The organism is Saccharopolyspora elongata (genome assembly GCF_004348985.1).
GTDB lineage: Bacteria > Actinomycetota > Actinomycetes > Mycobacteriales > Pseudonocardiaceae > Saccharopolyspora > Saccharopolyspora elongata.
Genome location: NZ_SMKW01000091.1, coordinates 1 through 17,212, shown reverse-complemented (window position 1 = coordinate 17,212; position 17,212 = coordinate 1). Strand labels below are relative to the sequence as shown.

General features: G+C 71.1%; 15 protein-coding genes. All 15 read right to left on the bottom strand.

What is annotated here, in order from left to right; all coding sequences use genetic code 11:
- Positions 1–105: 105 nt before the first annotated feature.
- Positions 106–960, bottom strand: coding sequence for a shikimate dehydrogenase (locus tag E1288_RS39745; protein WP_132493844.1), 855 nt, complete (start codon positions 958–960; stop codon positions 106–108).
- Positions 947–2,149, bottom strand: coding sequence for an endolytic transglycosylase MltG (gene mltG, locus E1288_RS39740; protein WP_165968507.1), 1,203 nt, complete (start codon positions 2,147–2,149; stop codon positions 947–949). Before mltG ends, E1288_RS39745 begins: the two co-directional genes overlap by 14 nt.
- The gene (ruvX, locus tag E1288_RS39735) at positions 2,146–2,616 is read right to left on the bottom strand and encodes a Holliday junction resolvase RuvX (protein WP_132493843.1); all 471 of its coding nucleotides are present in this window, start codon (positions 2,614–2,616) and stop codon (positions 2,146–2,148) included. The genes mltG and ruvX overlap by 4 nt, the downstream gene beginning before the upstream one ends.
- Complete coding sequence (alaS, locus tag E1288_RS39730) at positions 2,613–5,285, bottom strand: alanine--tRNA ligase (protein ID WP_132493842.1); 2,673 nt, start codon at positions 5,283–5,285, stop codon at positions 2,613–2,615. Before alaS ends, ruvX begins: the two co-directional genes overlap by 4 nt.
- 76 nt (positions 5,286–5,361) lie before the next feature.
- A complete protein-coding gene (locus E1288_RS39725; RefSeq protein WP_132493841.1) occupies positions 5,362–5,676 on the bottom strand; it encodes a hypothetical protein in 315 nt (104 codons plus the stop codon).
- Positions 5,673–6,080, bottom strand: a complete 408-nt coding sequence (locus E1288_RS39720; RefSeq protein ID WP_010311092.1) for a DUF948 domain-containing protein — start codon at positions 6,078–6,080, stop codon at positions 5,673–5,675. The genes E1288_RS39725 and E1288_RS39720 overlap by 4 nt, the downstream gene beginning before the upstream one ends.
- A gap of 242 nt (positions 6,081–6,322) precedes the next feature.
- Positions 6,323–7,288 (bottom strand): 2-hydroxyacid dehydrogenase, encoded by a 966-nt coding sequence (locus tag E1288_RS39715; RefSeq protein ID WP_132493840.1) that lies wholly within the window; start codon positions 7,286–7,288, stop codon positions 6,323–6,325.
- A 168-nt stretch (positions 7,289–7,456) separates the two neighbouring features.
- Complete coding sequence (locus E1288_RS39710; RefSeq protein WP_132493839.1) at positions 7,457–8,812, bottom strand: replication-associated recombination protein A; 1,356 nt, start codon at positions 8,810–8,812, stop codon at positions 7,457–7,459.
- Between the two features lie 189 nt (positions 8,813–9,001).
- Complete coding sequence (locus tag E1288_RS39705; RefSeq protein WP_132493838.1) at positions 9,002–10,516, bottom strand: SulP family inorganic anion transporter; 1,515 nt, start codon at positions 10,514–10,516, stop codon at positions 9,002–9,004.
- 85 nt (positions 10,517–10,601) lie between these two features.
- Positions 10,602–11,198: a carbonic anhydrase gene (locus tag E1288_RS39700; RefSeq protein ID WP_132493837.1), complete on the bottom strand. Its 597-nt coding sequence runs from the start codon at positions 11,196–11,198 to the stop codon at positions 10,602–10,604.
- A 47-nt stretch (positions 11,199–11,245) separates the two neighbouring features.
- Positions 11,246–11,620, bottom strand: a complete 375-nt coding sequence (locus E1288_RS39695; protein WP_132493836.1) for a hypothetical protein — start codon at positions 11,618–11,620, stop codon at positions 11,246–11,248.
- 339 nt (positions 11,621–11,959) lie between these two features.
- Positions 11,960–12,682, bottom strand: a complete 723-nt coding sequence (locus E1288_RS39690; RefSeq protein WP_132493835.1) for a GNAT family N-acetyltransferase — start codon at positions 12,680–12,682, stop codon at positions 11,960–11,962.
- A 91-nt stretch (positions 12,683–12,773) separates the two neighbouring features.
- Complete coding sequence (locus E1288_RS39685) at positions 12,774–13,985, bottom strand: phosphotransferase (RefSeq protein WP_132493834.1); 1,212 nt, start codon at positions 13,983–13,985, stop codon at positions 12,774–12,776.
- A gap of 207 nt (positions 13,986–14,192) precedes the next feature.
- Positions 14,193–15,134 (bottom strand): DUF389 domain-containing protein, encoded by a 942-nt coding sequence (locus E1288_RS39680; RefSeq protein WP_132493833.1) that lies wholly within the window; start codon positions 15,132–15,134, stop codon positions 14,193–14,195.
- 21 nt (positions 15,135–15,155) lie between these two features.
- Complete coding sequence (aspS, locus tag E1288_RS39675) at positions 15,156–16,976, bottom strand: aspartate--tRNA ligase (RefSeq protein WP_132493832.1); 1,821 nt, start codon at positions 16,974–16,976, stop codon at positions 15,156–15,158.
- Positions 16,977–17,212 lie beyond the last annotated feature (236 nt).

Below are 17,212 nucleotides of genomic sequence, written 5' to 3'. Positions count from 1 at the left end.
GAAGTTGCGTCCCGTCGGCGTGTCAGGGCACGACACACCGACACCTGTGGACAACTCACGCAATTTCAATGGAAATCGAAGGTCCAATTTCCATTGAAATTGCGGTCAGAGCGGGAGTGGGAGTTCGCCGCCGGTGGCGGCGGCGAGGGCATCGCGCATGGCCTCGCGGGGCGCCGGGCGCCCGGTGAACTGCTCGACCTGCCCGAAGGCCTGGTGCAGCAGCATGTCCAGCCCGGTGGCGATCCGCCCGCCGGCCGCGGTGACCGCGGCGGCCAGCGGCGTCGGCCACGGGTGGTAGACGACGTCCAGCACGCACGCGGCCTTCGCCAGCTCCGCCGCTTGCGCGTCCAACGCCCCTGCCGGGAGCGTCGACACCACGACGTCCGCCGCTGCCGCGGCGTCCGCGAGCGCGACGCGGTCCAGCCGCTCCACGCGCACCCGCAGCCCGACCCGCTCCGCGGTCTCGGCCGCGTCGCGCGCTCGCGCGGGCTCGCGCACCGCGAGCGTCGCTTCGCTCAGCCCGAGCTCCGCGAGCGCGGCCAGGGCCGCGGCGGCGGTGCCGCCGGCTCCCAGGACCAGCCCGCTGTGGCCGGTGGTGAATCCGCCCGCACTGCGCAGCGCCCCGACGACTCCGTCGACGTCGGTGCAGTCCGCGGCCCAGCTGCCGTCGGGCCGGTGCACCAGGGTGTTCGCCGCTCCGACCGCCGCCGCCCGCTCGCTGACCTCGCCCGCGACGCCCAGCGCCGCTCGTTTGCCGGGCATGGTCACCGACAGCCCGGCCCACTCGGGGCCGAGCCCGGCGACGAACTCGACGAGCCCGTCGGCGTCGGCCTCCACCCGCTCGTAGGTCCAGCCGTCCAGGCCGAGCGCGGCGTACGCGGCGCCGTGCAGCACCGGGGACAGCGAGTGCTCGATCGGTGAACCGAGCACCGCTGCCCGCCGCGGCTCAGAACGCGCCACGGGCCCGCGCCTCGTCGATGTAGGCCTGGTGCTCCTGCGGCGTGTTGGCGAAGCAGGAGGTGCCGTCCGGGTAGCACTTGACGAAGTACTTCCAGGTGCCGTCGGCGGGCGTTTCCGCCGCCTGGACCGCTTCCTTGCTGACCGCCGAGATCGGCGTCGGCGGCAGGCCGTAGTTCTTGTACGTGTTGTACGCGCCCGGCAGTTCCCGGTCCTCCGGCCTGGTCAGCAGCGACGGCTTGTCCAGCGGGTAGTTGATCGTGGAGTCCAGCCCGAGGTGCATCGCGGGCGGCGCGAGCCGGTTGTGGATCACCCGCGAGATCTGCCCGAAGTCCTTGGTGATGCCTTCGCTCTGCACCAGCGACGCGATCTTGAGCAGCTCGTACGGGCTGTAGCGGCTGCCCTCGGCGGCCTTCGGCAGTCCGGCGACCTCGAGCGCCGCCGCGGACCGGGTGACCACGTCGCGCAGCACGTTCTCCGCGGTCTCGCCGGGCTTCACGTCGTAGAGGCCGGGCATGATCAGGCCTTCCAGCCGGCGCTTCGGCTCGGCCTTGGAGGCGTCGGCGATCGCCCACTGCGGCACGCCGAGCGACGCCAGGTCGGCGGTCGCGGCGACCCGGTGCATCTCCTCGGAGGTGATGCAGTTGGGGTTGGCCCCGGCGCAGGTGGCTTCGGCGAGCTTGGTCAGGACGCCCGGCGTGTGGCCGTTGTCGGGCGCCAGCTGGTCCTCCAGCCGCATGCCGGCGCGGATGTCCACCCGGCCGACCTTCGCCGCCGGCGACAGGATGTGCGCCACGGCGGCCTCGCCGGACATCTTGTTGCGCATCAGGTAGTAGCCCGGCTGGATGCTGTTGATCTGCCGGTTGGGCTCGGCGGCCTTGGTGAACGCCTTGGTGCTGGCCACCACGTCCTTCTCGGCGAGGTTCCGGCCGATGGCGCTGACGGTCTCCCCGGCCTTGATCTCGATGACGACGTCACCGGTGCCTTCGCCCGCGTAGTCCTCGTAGGAACCGATCTGCATCAGCTGGCTAGTGGCGTACAGCACGCCGAAACCGACCAGCACCAGCACGAACAGGCTGGCCAACGCGGTCACCAGGCGGCGCCGCTTGCGACGGCGGAACCGCTCCGGGTCGGGGGCGCGTCGCTGCCGCTCGTCGGGCTCGTCCGCGAACAATCCGAGATCGTCGGTCACGAAAGGTCCTCTCGTGTCTTCCCCCGACTGTCCAGGAACGCCTGCAAGATCTCCACCGCGGCCGCCTGGTCGACCACGGCTCGCTGCTTCTTCCCCCGCACCCCGCGTTGCGACAGCATCCGGCTGGCTGTCACGGTGGTCAGCCGCTCGTCGGCGAACCGCACCGGCACCGGCGCGATCCGCTCCGCGAGCGCCGCCCCGTAGGACTGCGCCGTCTCCGCCGCGGTTCCGTGCCGGCCTGCCAGCGTCTTGGGCAGGCCGACCACGACTTCCACCACCTCGTGTTCGGCGACGAGCTCGGCCAGCTGCGCGAGATCGGTGTCGCCGTCGGCATCCCGCCGCAAGGTGACCAGCGGGGTCGCCAGCATCGGGGCGGGGTCGCTGAGCGCGACACCGACCCGGACCGCACCCACGTCGACGCCGAGCCGACGTCCCGGTCCGGGGTCCGCCTGCCGGTGTTCGGTCACCCGCCAGCCACCACCTGGTCCAGGGCCGTGCGCAGCGCCGCGATCGCCGCGGTGATGCCGGCGGGGTTCGTGCCGCCGCCCTGCGCCATGTCCGGCTTGCCGCCGCCGCGCCCGCCGACCTCGGCCGCGAAGCCGGGCACCAGCTTGCCCGCCGCGATGCCCTTGTCCCGCGCGGCGTCGTTGGCGCCGACCACGAAGCTGACCTTGCCCTCTTCGGCGGAGAACAGCGCCACCACGGACGGGCGGGAGCCGAGCCGGCCGCGGATCTCACCGGCCAGCGCGCGCAGCGCGTTGCCGTCCACACCGTCCGGCACCTGCTCTGCCACCAGCGTCACGCCGTGCACGTCGGTGCCCTTGTCGGCGAGCTCACCCGCGGACTGCAGGACCTGCGCGATGCGCAGCTGGTGCAGCTCCTTCTCCGCGCTGCGCAGCCGGGACACCACGCCCTGGATGCGCTCCGGCAGCTCGTCGGCCGGCACCTTGAACTGCTCGGCGAGCTGGCTGACCAGCAGGTGCTCCTTGCTGATGTGGCGCATCGCGTCCATGCCGACCAGCGCTTCGACGCGGTGCACGCCGGAACCCACGGAGGAGTCGGCGACCAGCTTGACCACGCCGAGGCGGGCGATGCTCGGCACGTGGGTACCGCCGCACAGCTCGCGGGAGTAGTCGCCCATGTCGACGACGCGGACCTGGTCGCCGTACTTCTCGCCGAACAGCGCGACGGCGCCGAGCTCCATGGCCCGGTCCATCGTCGTGGTGTAGGCCTGCACCTCGACGTCGCTCTGCAGGTAGTCGTTGACCTCTTCCTCGACCCAGGTGAGGACGCCGGCCGACACCGCGGACGGGGCGGTGAAGTCGAAGCGCATCCGGCCGGGCGAGTTCAGCGAACCGGCCTGCGCGGCGCGCTTGCCGTAGGCGCTGCGCACCGCCGCGTGCACGAGGTGGGTGGCGGAGTGCGACCGCTCGATCGCGTGGCGCCGCGCGACGTCGACGGCGGCCTCCAGCGAGGTGTCCACGCCGAGCTCGCCCTCGACGACCTTGGCGCGGTGCACGAACAGGCCCGGGACCGCGCGCTGCACGTCGTGCACCTCGACGGCCACACCGGGACCGACCAACCGGCCGGTGTCGGCGATCTGGCCACCGCCCTCGGCGTAGAACGGGGTGCGGTCCAGGACCAGCTCGACCTCGGTGCCCGCGGCGGCGGACTTCGCCGGCTGCCCGTCGACCAGCAGGCCCAGCACCCGGCTGTGCGACTGCAGGTCGGTGTAGCCGATGAACTCGGTGGTGCCGTGCTGGTCCAGCAGCGTCCGGTAGGTCGACAGGTCGCCGTGGCCGGTCTTGCGCGCCTTGGCGTCCTCCTTGGCCCGGCGGCGCTGCTCGGCCATCAGGTTCCGGAAGCCCTGCTCATCGACGGTCAGGCCCTGCTCGGAGGCCATCTCCAGCGTCAGGTCGATCGGGAAGCCGTAGGTGTCGTGCAGCTGGAAGGCCTGCTCGCCGGCCAGCTGCTTGCCGCCGGCCTTCTTGGTCTCGGCCACCGCGACGTCGAAGATCTTCGAACCCGCCGTCAGGGTGGTCAGGAAGGCTTCTTCCTCGTTGCGCATCACCGAGTCGATGCGGTCGAACTCGGTGACCAGCTCCGGGTAGCTCGGCGCCATCGCGTCGCGCACGATCTTGCTGAACTCGCCGAGCACCGGCTCCTGCACGCCCAGCAGGCGGGTGGAGCGGATGATCCGGCGCAGCAGCCGCCGCAGCACGTAGCCGCGGGCCTCGTTGCCGGGGGTGACGCCGTCGCCGACCAGCATCACGCCGGAGCGGGCGTGGTCGGCGATGACGCGGAACCGCACGTCGTCCTCGTGGTTCGCGCCGTAGCGGCGGCCGGAGAGCTCCTCGGCCTTGGCGATCACCGGGCGGACCAGGTCGGTCTCGTAGACGTTCTCCACGCCCTGCAGCAGGCACGCCACCCGCTCGACGCCCATGCCGGTGTCGATGTTCTTGGTCGGCAGCGTGCCGATCGGCGGGTGCCCCAGCTTCGGCGACTGCTCACCCCTGATGTCCTGCATGAACACCAGGTTCCAGATCTCGATGTAGCGGTCCTCGTCGGCGACCGGGCCGCCCTCGCGGCCGTACTTCGGGCCGCGGTCGTAGTAGATCTCCGAGCACGGGCCGCCGGGACCGGGCACGCCCATGTCCCAGTAGTTGTCCTTGCCGTCGCGGGTCTGGATCCGCTCGGCGGGCACGCCGGCGACCTTCTGCCACAGATGGGCCGCCTCGTCGTCCTTCTCGTAGACGGTCACCCACAGCCGCTCCGGGTCGAAGCCGTAGCCGCCGTCGGCCTGGGACTTGGTGAGCAGCTCCCAGGCGTAGCCCATGGCGCCTTCTTTGAAGTAGTCGCCGAAGGAGAAGTTGCCCGCCATCTGGAAGAACGTGTTGTGCCGGGTCGTCTTGCCGACCTCGTCGATGTCGCCGGTGCGCACGCACTTCTGGATGCTGGTGGCCCGCGGGTACGGGGCCGGCGCCTCACCCAGGAAGTAGGGCTTGAACTGCACCATCCCGGCGTTGACGAACAGCAGCGTCGGGTCGTCCAGGATCAGCGACGCGCTGGGCACCACGGTGTGGCCGCGGCCGCGGAAGTGCTCGGTGAACCGATTGTTGATCTCGTGGGTCTGCACGGTGGGTCCTCGGAACTCGGGTGACGGAGTCGGCTTGGGGTACCGGCGGACGGCTGGCGGCGCTTCGGCGCCGGCGTCAGCGGCCCGCCCGGCGAGCTCGCCGGCCGCCGGCCGCGCCCTCGTCGGCGATCGGGGCGTCGATCCGGCGGAACTGCACCGTGTCGACGACGCTGCCGCGCTCGACGACGTCGTGCAGCTCCTGCTCCCGCTCCTGCATTCCCGCGCGCACCTCGGCGCCGAACGAGCCGACGGCTCCGGCCAGCTCGCGGACCGCGCCGCCCAGCTGCTCTGCCATGCCGCTCGGAGTCGCCTTGCGGGCGGTCTCGTTGAGCTTGCGCGCCACCGCGACCCCGGCCGCGACGCCGGCGCCGAACCAGAACAGGCGCCTCACTTGCGCCCCCCTTTGCCCTTGCGGCGGAAGTGCCGGCCAGCGGGCTCCTGCCGCCGCTTCCGGCGGGCCCGCAGCGCCTTGCTGACCCCGTAGGAGAACGCCGCCGTCTTCACCAACGGGCCACCCAGTGTAGCCGTGAACAGCGAAGACAACGCCGAGACGTTGCCGCTGATCGTCTTGGCGTTGGCGGTGATCCCGTCGACGCGCTCCAGCTGGGTGTTGACGTGCGTGATGGTCGAGTTCGCCCCGGTGAACAGCGGATCGGAGTTCTCGTGCGCCTTGCGGATCGCGATGGTCGCCTCGTCCAGCGTGCGGCCGAGCTTGATCAGCGGGATCGCCAGCAGCACGACCAGCAGCACGAACGCTCCGGCGGCGATCAGCGCGGCGATCTGCGTGGGCGTCACGTGCCCTCCCGTATGTCCACGTCATTCGGTGGGACCGAGCTCTCGGCCCGGTCCGTTGATCGTGCGTCAGGTTACCGGCCCCGATCCTCACTCCCGCACCCGGTCGGCCCGGCCCGCGGGCGGGCACCGCCGGGCGGCGCGCCCGCCCGGCCGGGGCTCCCGACCTGGGATCCGATCGGCGAAACGAGCGGCGCCCTTCACCGAACAATTCGGCGAAGGGCGCGCATCCCGAACCGATCGTGTTACGGGCGGACCGGGTTGAGCGGTTCCCGGCCGGTGACGACCGCGGCGGCGTTGCGGGCGGCGAGCTCGGCCATCGCGGTTCGCGTCTCGGTGGTCGCCGATCCCAGGTGCGGCACCACCACGACGTTGTCGAGGTCGAGCAGCGCGGGCTCCACCTCGGGTTCGCGCTCGAAGACGTCGAGGGCCGCACCGCCGATCCGCTGCTCGTGGAGGGCCTTCGCCAGCGCGCCCTCGTCGACCACCGGGCCGCGACTGGTGTTGATCAGGAACGCGGTCGGCTTCATGGCCGCGAGCGCCGCCTCGTCGATGAGGTGCCGGGTCTGCTCGGTCAGCGGGCAGTGCAGGGACACCACGTCGGCGGTGCGCAGCAGCTCGTCCTTGGTCAGGAAACGGGCGTCGAGTTCGGCCTCCACGTCCGCGGCGACACGACGCCGGCCGGTGTAGGCGATGTCCATCCCGAACGCGCGGGCCCGCCGCGCCACGGCCTGCCCGATGTCGCCGAGCCCGACGATGCCGAGCGTCTTGCCCTGCAACCCGGCGCCGAGCATGAAGCCGAGGTGGAAGGTCCACGGCCGGCGCGACCGGAGCAGCCGCTCGCCCTCGCCGAGACGCCGGGTCGCCATCAGCAGCAGCCCGATGGTCAGGTCGGCGGTCGCGTCGACGAGCACGCCGGGCGTGTTGGTGACGGTGACGCCGCGCCCGGTCACGGCCGGGACGTCGACGTTGTCGTAGCCGACCGCCACGTTGGCGACCACTTCCAGCTGCGGGCCGGCGGCTTCGACCAGCTCGGCGTCGACCTTGTCGTGCAGCATCGTGACGATCGCGTGCGCGCCGCGCACCGCCTCGCGCAGCTCGGGCGCGGTCAGCGGCCGGTCCTGCGGGCAGACGTGCACGTCGCCGACCTCGCGCAGCACGTCCAATGCGGACTCCGGAACAACCCGGCTGACCACGATCCGCTTGTCCACAACGACCTCCTCGCGACGAGAACCTCGCCGGAATCTACCTGCCGCCCCGCCCCGGGCTCACCGGTCGACCGCCACCATCCCCACGGTCCCCGCTCGCAGTTTCAATTGAAACTGCGGACTCCAGGTGACCGGCGGGCCGAGGTTCGGTCGAAACCGCGAGCCACCGGCTCAGTCCTCGCCGCGGATGATGCTGCGGAGCTTCGGGACCCGGTCGCTGAGCGTGCGCTCCGCGCCGCGGCCGGTCGGCTGGTAGTAGTCGCGGCCCACCAGCTCGCGGGGCGGGTACTGCTGGGCGAGCACGCCTTCCGGCTTGTTGTGCGGGTACTGGTAGCCCTTGGCGTTGCCGAGCTTCTCCGCCCCGGCGTAATGCCCGTCGCGCAGGTGCGGCGGCACCGGGCCGGCCTTGCCCGCCCGGACGTCGCCCAGCGCCTCGTCGATCGCCATGATCACCGCGTTCGACTTCGGCGCGGTGGCGAGGTGGATCGTGGCCTGCGCCAACGCGATCCGCCCCTCGGGCATCCCGATGAACTGCACCGCGTGCGCCGCCGCGACGGCGGCCTGCAGCGCGGTCGGGTCGGCCATGCCGATGTCCTCGCTGGCGTGCACGACGAGCCGGCGGGCGATGAACCGCGGGTCCTCCCCCGCCTCCACCATCCGGGCCAGGTAGTGCAGCGCGGCATCCACATCGGACCCGCGGATGGACTTGATGAACGCGCTCGCCACGTCGTAGTGCTGGTCGCCGCCCCGGTCGTAGAGCACCGCGGCGCGGTTCACGGTGGCCTCGACCGTCGCCAGGTCGATGGCGTCCGCGCCGGTCGAGGTCGCCGACTCCGCCGCCGCTTCGAGCGCGGTCAGCGCCCGCCGCGCGTCGCCGCCGGCGAGCGCGACCAAGTGCGCCTCGGCGTCCTCTTCCAGGCGCAAGGCCCCTCCCAGGCCGCGCTCCTCGCCAACCGCCCGGCGCAGCAGCGTCCGGATGTCGTCTTCCTCCAGGCTGCGCAGCTGCAGCACCAGCGAGCGCGACAGCAGCGGGGCCACCACGGAGAAGTGGGGATTCTCCGTGGTGGCCGCCACCAGCAGCACGGTGCGGTCCTCGACCGCGCCCAGCAGCGCGTCCTGCTGGGTCTTGGAAAACCGGTGCACCTCGTCGATGAAGAGCACCGTCGCCTCGCCCGAGCGGCCGAGCCGACGGCGCGCCTCCTCGATGACCGCGCGCACCTCCTTGACGCCGGAGGACAGCGCGGAAAGCGCCGCGAACCGGCGGCCGGTGGCCAGCGAGACGAGGTTGGCGAGCGTGGTCTTGCCAGTGCCCGGCGGCCCGTAGAGCAGCACCGATGCCGGTGCCGCGCCTTCCACCAGGCGACGCAGCGGGGCCCCGGCCCCCAGCAGGTGCTGCTGGCCCACGACCTCGTCCAGCGAGCGGGGCCGCATCCGCACCGCCAACGGCGCGTTCTCGGCCAGCTTCTCGCCCGCGCGCATCTCGGTGTCGGCGCCGAACAGCCCTTCGTCGAACAAGCCCTCGCTCACACCCCGACGCTACCGGGCACCACCGACCACTCCACCCGCGAGGAGGCGCGGCCTTCTTGTTGGAGAACTCGTTTTGCGTGGCGGTGCGGGTGGCGGCCCCCTGCGGGAATTACGGTCGCCTTCTCGCTGTGGGATCCCCGACACACGTATGACCCGCTACCCCGCCACATCCAAAACAGCCGGCGGCGCTCAGCCCACGCGGGCGGGGAGCGCCACCTCGACGGTGCAGTCGCCTCGGCGGCGCTGTGCCGCCCAGTGCTCGACGGCCTGGTGGCAAGCGCGGTCGAGGTGCCGGACCATCGTCAGGTCCAGGTGCACGTGCTTGCCCGTCGGCAGCTGTTCGAGGTGGTCCAGCAGCCGCGGCAGCCGCAGGAACGTCGCGTTGCCCCCCAGTTCGACCCGCACGTGCTCGTCGCCGTGCTCGGCGCGCACCGACAGCCGGGACACCTCTACCGCGGTCTTGACGATGGCGACCGCGAGTCCGGTGAGGGTCCCGATCAGGAGGTCCGTGGCCACGATCATGCCCGCGGTCAGCACCAGCACGAACGCCTCGGAGCGGTGTTCCCGAACCAGCGCGACGACCTGCCGCAGCTCCAGCAGCTTCCAGCCGGCCTGGATCAGCAGCGCCGCGAGCACCGCCGTCGGGATGAAGGCCAGCACGCCCGGCAGCAGCACCACGAACAGCAGCAGCCAGAACCCGTGGAGGACGCGGGAGAGCTTGGTCTTGGCGCCGGCCTGCACGTTCGTGGCGCTGCGCACGATCACCGCGGTCATCGGCAACGCCCCGAGCAGACCGCAGAGCGCGTTGCCCGCGCCCTGCGCGACGAGCTCCTTGTTGTACTGGGTCTTCGGGGCGTCGTGCATGCGGTCCACGGCGGCGGCGCTGAACAGGCTTTCCGCCGAGGCGATCAGCGCGAACGTCAGGATCGAGCCGAGCACGGCGGGCGTGACCAGCTCGCCCCAGGCCTCGGCGGTCGGCACGTTCAACGCCGCGAGCAGCGAACCGACCTCCACCTTCTGCACCGGCATCGCGAACACCAGCGCCAGGACGCTGGTCACCAAGACGGCCAGCAGCGCGCCCGGCACCAGCCGCAGCGGCCCGGGCACCTTCTTCCAGCCGGCCATGATCCCCAGCGCCAGCACGGCCAGCACCAGCCCGCTGATGCCCTCCGGGGTGGTCACCATCGCGACCAGCAGGTCCGGGATGCCGGAGAACTTCGTCCAGGTGGATTCGGGCTGCGCGAGCCCGCCCACCGGGTAGATCTGGCCGAGGATGAGCACCAGCCCGATGCCGGCGAGCATCCCCTGGACCACCGATGGCGAGATGGCGCGGAACCAGGTGCCGAGCCGGGAGATGCCCAGCAGGATCTGCACCACGCCGGCGCCGAGCACGATCACGCCGAGCGCGGCCAGCCCGTGCTGGTCCACCGCCGAGGCCACCAGCACCGTCAGGCCCGCGGCGGGGCCGCTCACCTGCATCGTGCTGCCGGGCAGCAGACCGACCACGAGCCCACCGATGATGCCGGTGACGATGCCCAGTTCGGCGGGAACGCCGGAGGCGACGGCCACGCCGACGCACAGCGGCACCGCCACCAGGAACACCACCAGCGAGGCCCCCAGGTCGGCGCCGAAGGTGGCCTTCGGCCAGCGCGGCGCGCCGAGCCTCCGGCGCGCCGGGCGAGGCGTTTCGAGTCGAGATATCACGATGCCCTCCAGGGCAGGTCGAAATGCGGGAAACGGGTATCGCGCCGCGCACCTGGCGGTGCGGGCGTCGACCCGGTGGACGGTGTTAGAGCGGCAGGAAGTCGGTTTCTTCTGGCGTCTGCGGGCAGGCGAAGACGAGGCCGGTGTCGATCTCGTAGAACCAGCCGTGCAGTCGCAGCTCGCCGGCGGCGATCCGGTCCTGGATGAACGGGTATTCGCGCAGCGTCTGCAGCTGCGCGTGGATGTGCCGCTTGCTCTCGGCGCGCACGCTCGGATCGTCCGGCTCGACGCCGTTCAGGCCGTCGGTGCCGAGCCAGCCCCGCAGCGCCGGCAGCTCTTCCAGGCCGCGCCCGGCCAGGGTCAACGCCGTCACGGCACCGCAGTGCGAGTGCCCGCAGACGATGATCTCCGGCACGCGCAGCTGCAGCACGGCGTACTCGATGGTGGCCATTTCGCTGGACGCCGAATCCGGCGCGTATTTCGGGACCACATTGCCCGCGGTCCGCAGTTCGAACAGATTGCCCGGCTCGGCACCGGTGATCTGCGATGGGACCACCCGCGAATCGGAGCAACCGATGAACAGCGCGGCCGGTTTCTGACCTGCGGCGAGCTGCTGGCGGCGGTCAGCGGAAAGCATGCTCGGGTGTCGCCGAGCGTGTCGCACGAAATGTTCGAAGCTCATTGTCGTCTCTCCTGGTCGTCGGCTCGGAATACGTCGCGAGCCGCCGATCAGTGGCGGATGACCTGGAGCGTGGCGGGAGAATGTTTGAGCTTGGCATATGCAGGGTGCGGTTTGCTCCCAGCATTTGGGAACCGCTCGGCCGCTGCCTGATTTTCGACGCGCGGGGTGCCCTGCAAGCTGCGCGGCAACAGGGGGCGGCGGTCTTCCCGCCGTTCGAAGCTGCGGCGGTGCAGCGCGATTCCCGGCATCCGTTCGCGCAGCTTCTCGCTGTCCCGGTGCTCACTGGTCTCGGACTTCGTTTCCGCAGGTCCGGTGCGCAGTTGCGGGCCGGCTTCGGCGCTCAGCGGACCCAGCACGGCGAGCAGGACCGCGAAGAGCAGGAACAAGCCCGCCCTCGTGATCTGCCACGCCATGCCGCGCACGAATGCCTCCCGTAATAGAGCAGCCGATCCCCATCCGGCGGCATCGACGGTAGCGGGGAGAAGTAGCGAAACGCTGAACTCAAGGTATCCGACAACTGCGGTGCACGCGCAAGTCGCAGATCCGGTGGAGTCGGCCGGGAAACAAATGAAGATGTTCTAATACAACTCGGTTCGACCTGGTAATTCACCCGTATGCCGGGTGGACAGGAGGCCCGTCACTGCGTTGCGTAAACGATGTTCACTACGCAAAGTACTCGAGATGTGATCAGAATTACCGCATCGAGCTAGCTTGAAACCTGAAATATATTCGCCCACGCAACGCGCCGGAAACAGGAAAGTTTAGCGGACCCGATAGTGGTAGCCGTGCGAGGGGATGAAGCCCAGCGCTTCGTAGCACGACCGCGCTCCGGGATTGTCGTCCTCCACCTGGAGGAACAGCCGCGTCGCCCCCGCGCCGGATGCCCACCGCGCGCCCGCGCGCAGCACCGCGCCGGCGACGCCGCGACGCCGCCAGTCGGGACTCGTGGCCATGCCGTAGATCCCGCACCAGTCCGACGAGACGGCGAACGTCCCGACGCCGATCGGGACGCCGTCGCGCAGCGCGATGGCGAACCGCACCGGCTGCGAGATGCGATCCAGGCTCGGTTCCGGCTTGCGGCCCACCACCTCGGCGGCGACGAGCCAGGACGGCTGCGGACCGGGCTCCAGCCGCACCTCGAAGTCCTGCGGCGCGCCGAGCACCCGATCGCAGTCGGCGAACATTGCCGACGTGCGGCCGACCACGCGATAGCCCCGGCCGGCCAGGAACGCGTCCAGCTCGGCGTGCCGGTCCAGCGGACTGACCTGCACGATCGGCGCCGCCTCCCGCGCCGCGTAGAACTTCTCCACCCGTTCGACCGCGGCATCGGGATCCGGCACGACCTCCGGTGGCAGTGCCGAGTTCGAGCGCTTGCGGTTCAGCAGCCCGCAGTGCCTCAGCACCCAGCCGTCGGCGTGCTCGACCGTCGAAGCGGGCCAGGTTGCGACGGCCGCCCGCTCGATCTCCGACTCGACGGAACTCACGCCACGGCCTCCCGATGCATATCATGCAAAAACCCGTATATGCATCCAACCACGGGACGGGTGGTCCCTCAACGGCTTCCGGCCGGTGTGTCTACGCCGTGCGGAACGCCGGGTACGGCTGCAGGTGCAGCGCGCCGGCCCCGAAGCGGTCCACCAGCGCGTCGATCACCCGGTCCGCGAACTCCGCGATGTCGGCCATGTCGGCCTTCTCCGCATCCGAGCGCAGGTGCCGCCACCGGTCCACCAGCGCGGTGCTGCGGCGCGGCGAAGGCATGTGCAGGTCGATCGGCCGGTCGGTCTCGCCGGTCCGCGGCAGGAACCACCAGGTCGACACCCACACCCACAGCAGCTGGGCGTTGAACAGCCGGGGCATCAGCACCTCGTCGTCGTCCAGCTCCGGCCAGACCTCGACGATCTCCGAACGCCACGTCGACAACATGCTCTCCGCCAGGTTGTCCGGCAGCGCGTAGGAGCACCACGACGACGGGAACGGGTACTGCAGGTAGGCGGCGTCCATCGCGACATCGCGCACGCAGCCCCACTCGAAGTCCATGAACCGCACGCCGCTGCCCGTCACGAGGCTGTTGTCCGGGCAGATGTCCGACGGGCTGAACGACCGGTACCGGCTCGACTCCAGCAGTTCGGAGGCGCCGGTCAGCCGCTGGACCATCCGCGGTGGGGTGTCCACGCCGAGGGTCTGCGACAGCAGCTCCGGCAGCTCGCCCACCGATCGCGTGATGTCGTCGGCGACCGGATCGGTCCACGACCTCGCGCCCAGCCGGCGCATCAGCGCGTCGAAGTCCGCCTCGCACCCCGCCGTGGTGCTGTGCAGGCGGCCCAGCGCCCGCGCCCACGCCAGCAGCGCCCGCTCCGCCATCCGCGGATCGTCGGCGAACAGCACGTCGGCCAGGGTGGAGCCGCGGCCCAGGTCCTCCAGCACCAGCAGACGTTCGGCGGCGTCGTGCGCGATGAGTTCGGGGCCGATCCGGGCCTCGGGCGGCAGCGCGGTGGTCAGCTGGCAGCTCGCCGCCTCGTGCGCGAACGGGTCAGACCGGGCTTCCTCCGGGCACTCGCCGTAGTGCTTGACCACGACGGTGCGGGGCAGCTCGAACGGCGATTCGGCGATCCGGACCCGCATCACGACGGAGCGGTCGCTGCCGCCGAGATCCTCCGCATCGGCAAGCCGGACAGTTGCTCCAGTCCGCTTGCTCAGCACGGCTTCCGCGGTCCCTACGGTATCGGTCGCCTCGGCGCTGACCGGGACGCGAACCTCCGGGGGACCGGTGGTGATCTCCACGCTCATCGTCTCCAGACACTACCCCCACAACATGAACCTGATAGGGCATTACCGGTCAAGTGACACACAACCGGTCAACACCCGTAACCGCAGCGTGTTCACCTGGGCTCAACACGCTCCCACCCTCGACTTTCCGCCGAACGTTAGTCGCCTCCCTGACGCTGACGGAACAAAGCTGCGGCGGCGTTGCACGGCGGCGAAGATTGGGCTTCCTCACCGCATTTCCCGCGTCGGCACCCGGTCGGCCAGGCCGGCCCGCCTGCGCCGCAACACGAGCACCGCGGCCGCCGACACGACGATGCCCACCAGGTTGACCACGAGCTGCGCGACCGAGCCGAAGCATTGTGCCCAGTCGCCGAGCGTCGCCGCCACCACCGCATAGCCGGCGGCGGGCACCGTCGTGACCGAGATGAACACGCCGACCAGCACCGCCGACTTGGCCGAGGTCAGCGACAGCATCCCGGCCGCACCGGCCAGCAACGACACGATGAGCGACGACCAGCCGACCTGGTACACGAACGCCACCTGGCTGACGGCGGGCAGGCTGAGCCGGTCGATCAGGCCCGTCCACTCGCCGAGCAGCGCGGCCGCCGCGGTCACCACCATCGCCACCGGGAAGCCCACCGCGAGCGCCACCGACGCGCGGCGCACCAGCAGCCAGCGGCGGGACACCAGCCCGACGGCGATGGCGGCCAGCGGCCCGAACTCGGGGCCGACCACCATCGCGCCGACGATCGTCACCGGCGAGTCGGTGACCACGCCGACCGCCGCCAGCACGCACGCGATGGAGAGGAACGCCAGGAACGTGGCGTTCAGCCGGCATTCCTCGCCGGTGCGGGCGATCAGCTCGTCCCAGACCACCGCGTCGTCGCCATCGCCGGGAGTCGCCTCCTCAGCCCGCTCGGCGCGCTGCGACAGCATGGTGCCCGCCTCGGAGATGGTCACCGCGCCGACCGCCGCCAGCTCGGAAGCGCCGATCGCGGCGAGCACGTCGTCGGCGGCCTCGCGGGCCACGTCGAACTCGACGAGATCACCCGCCGGATCGAGCGCGCCGCCGCGCACGACGACCAGGTGCGCCGTGCCAGGGTGCGACCGGGCATCGGCGAGCACCCGATCGGTGTGCTCGGCCGGGCAGATGACCCGCAGGTGCAGCACGTCGTGCCCGCCGCGCTCCGGTCAGCCCTGCTTCTCCACCACGCCGGGCGGGAACACCGAGATGCTCTGGTCACCGACCTGCGCCGCGGCCTTGGCGTCGATCCCGGCCTCCTTGCGCTGCTCGATGGTGATCGGCGACGGCGCGCCGGTCAGCGGGTCGAACCCGCCGCCGCTCTTCGGGAAGGCGATGACATCGCGCAGCGAGTCGGCGCCGGCGAGCAGCATGCAGATCCGGTCCCAGCCGAAGGCGATGCCGCCGTGCGGCGGCGGGCCGAACTTGAACGCGTCGAGCAGGAAGCCGAACTTGTCCTGCGCCTGGTCCTGCGAGATGCCGAGCAGCTCGAACACCCGCTCCTGGATCTCGGAGCGGTGGATACGGATCGAGCCGCCGCCGATCTCGTTGCCGTTGCAGACGATGTCGTACGCCCAGGCCAGCGCGTGCTCCGGGTCCTGGTCGAAGGTGTCGATCCAGTCGGCGTTCGGCGAGGTGAACGGGTGGTGCACCGCCGTCCACCGACCGGTGCCGACCGCGACGTCGTCGGTCTCGTCCACCGGCTCGAACATCGGGGCGTCGACGACCCAGACGAACGACCAGGCGTCGTGGTCGATCAGGCCGCAGCGCTCACCGATCTCCAGCCGCGCCGCGCCCAGCAGGCCGCGGGCCGCCGAGCGCGGACCGGCCGCGAAGAACACGCAGTCGCCCGGGGAGGCCCCGACCGCCTTGGCGAGCCCTTCGCGCTCGGCGTCGGACAGGTTCTTCGCAACCGGGCCGGACAGCGTGCCGTCGGCCCCGATGAGCACGTACGCGAGGCCCTTGTGCCCGCGCTGCTTGGCCCACTCCTGCCAGGCGTCGAGCTGCCGCCGCGGCTGGTCGGCGCCGCCGGGCATCACGACCGCCCCGACGTAGGGCGCCTGGAACACCCGGAACGTGGTGTCCTTGAAGTACTCGGTCATCTCGGTGAGTTCGAGACCGAAGCGCAGGTCCGGCTTGTCCGTGCCGTACTTCGCCATCGCATCGGCGTAGGTCATCCGCGGGATCGGGCGCGGGATCTCGTGGTCGGCCAGCTTGCCCCACAGCGCGGTCAGGAGCGCCTCGCCGAGCTCGATCACGTCGTCCTGCTCGACGAAGCTCATCTCGATGTCGAGCTGCGTGAACTCCGGCTGCCGGTCGGCGCGGAAGTCCTCGTCGCGGTAGCAGCGCGCGATCTGGAAGTAGCGCTCCAGGCCGCCGACCATCAGCAGCTGCTTGAACAGCTGCGGCGACTGCGGCAGCGCGTACCAGTTGCCTGGCTGCAGGCGGGCCGGGACGAGGAAGTCCCGGGCGCCCTCCGGCGTCGAGCGGGTCATCGTCGGCGTCTCGACCTCGACGAAGTCGCGACCGTGCAGCACGTCCCGGGCGATCCGGTTGACGTCGCTGCGCATCCGCATGATCCGGGCGGGCTCGGCACGCCGCAGGTCCAGGTAACGGTGCTTGAGCCGGACCTCCTCGCCGACCTCCAGGTGCTCGTCCAGCGGGAACGGCAGCGGCGCGGCCTCGGACAGGACCTCCAGCTCGGTGGCGGTCACCTCGATCTCGCCGGTCGCGATCTCCGCGTTCTCGTTGCCCGCCGGGCGACGGATCACCTCGCCGGTGACCCGGACGCAGAACTCGGCGCGCAGCCGGTGGGCGCGCTCGGCCATCTCGCCTTCGCGGAAGACGACCTGTGCGACGCCCGAGGCGTCGCGCAGATCGATGAAGATGACCCCGCCGTGATCGCGACGGCGCGCCACCCACCCGGCGAGGGTGACGGTCTGCCCGGCATGACCGGAGCGAAGCGATCCGGCCTCGTGCGTGCGCATCACGGGTACTGAGCTCCTTCTTCCGCTGTTCAGCGCTTGACGGTATGGACTCTGTAGCTGTCCGCGATCCTCGCTGCTCCCGATCGGCAGGACGTCTGTCGATCACGGTGTTCAGCAGCTGGGACGCAAGACATTAAGGCTAGCCAACGAACCTGGGAGCGCATCGCGCAGGTGCCACGCGTCCGGCCGCCGCCGCGGAGCGTGACCGCACCTCCCGACCGCGACCTCCCCCACCCGGC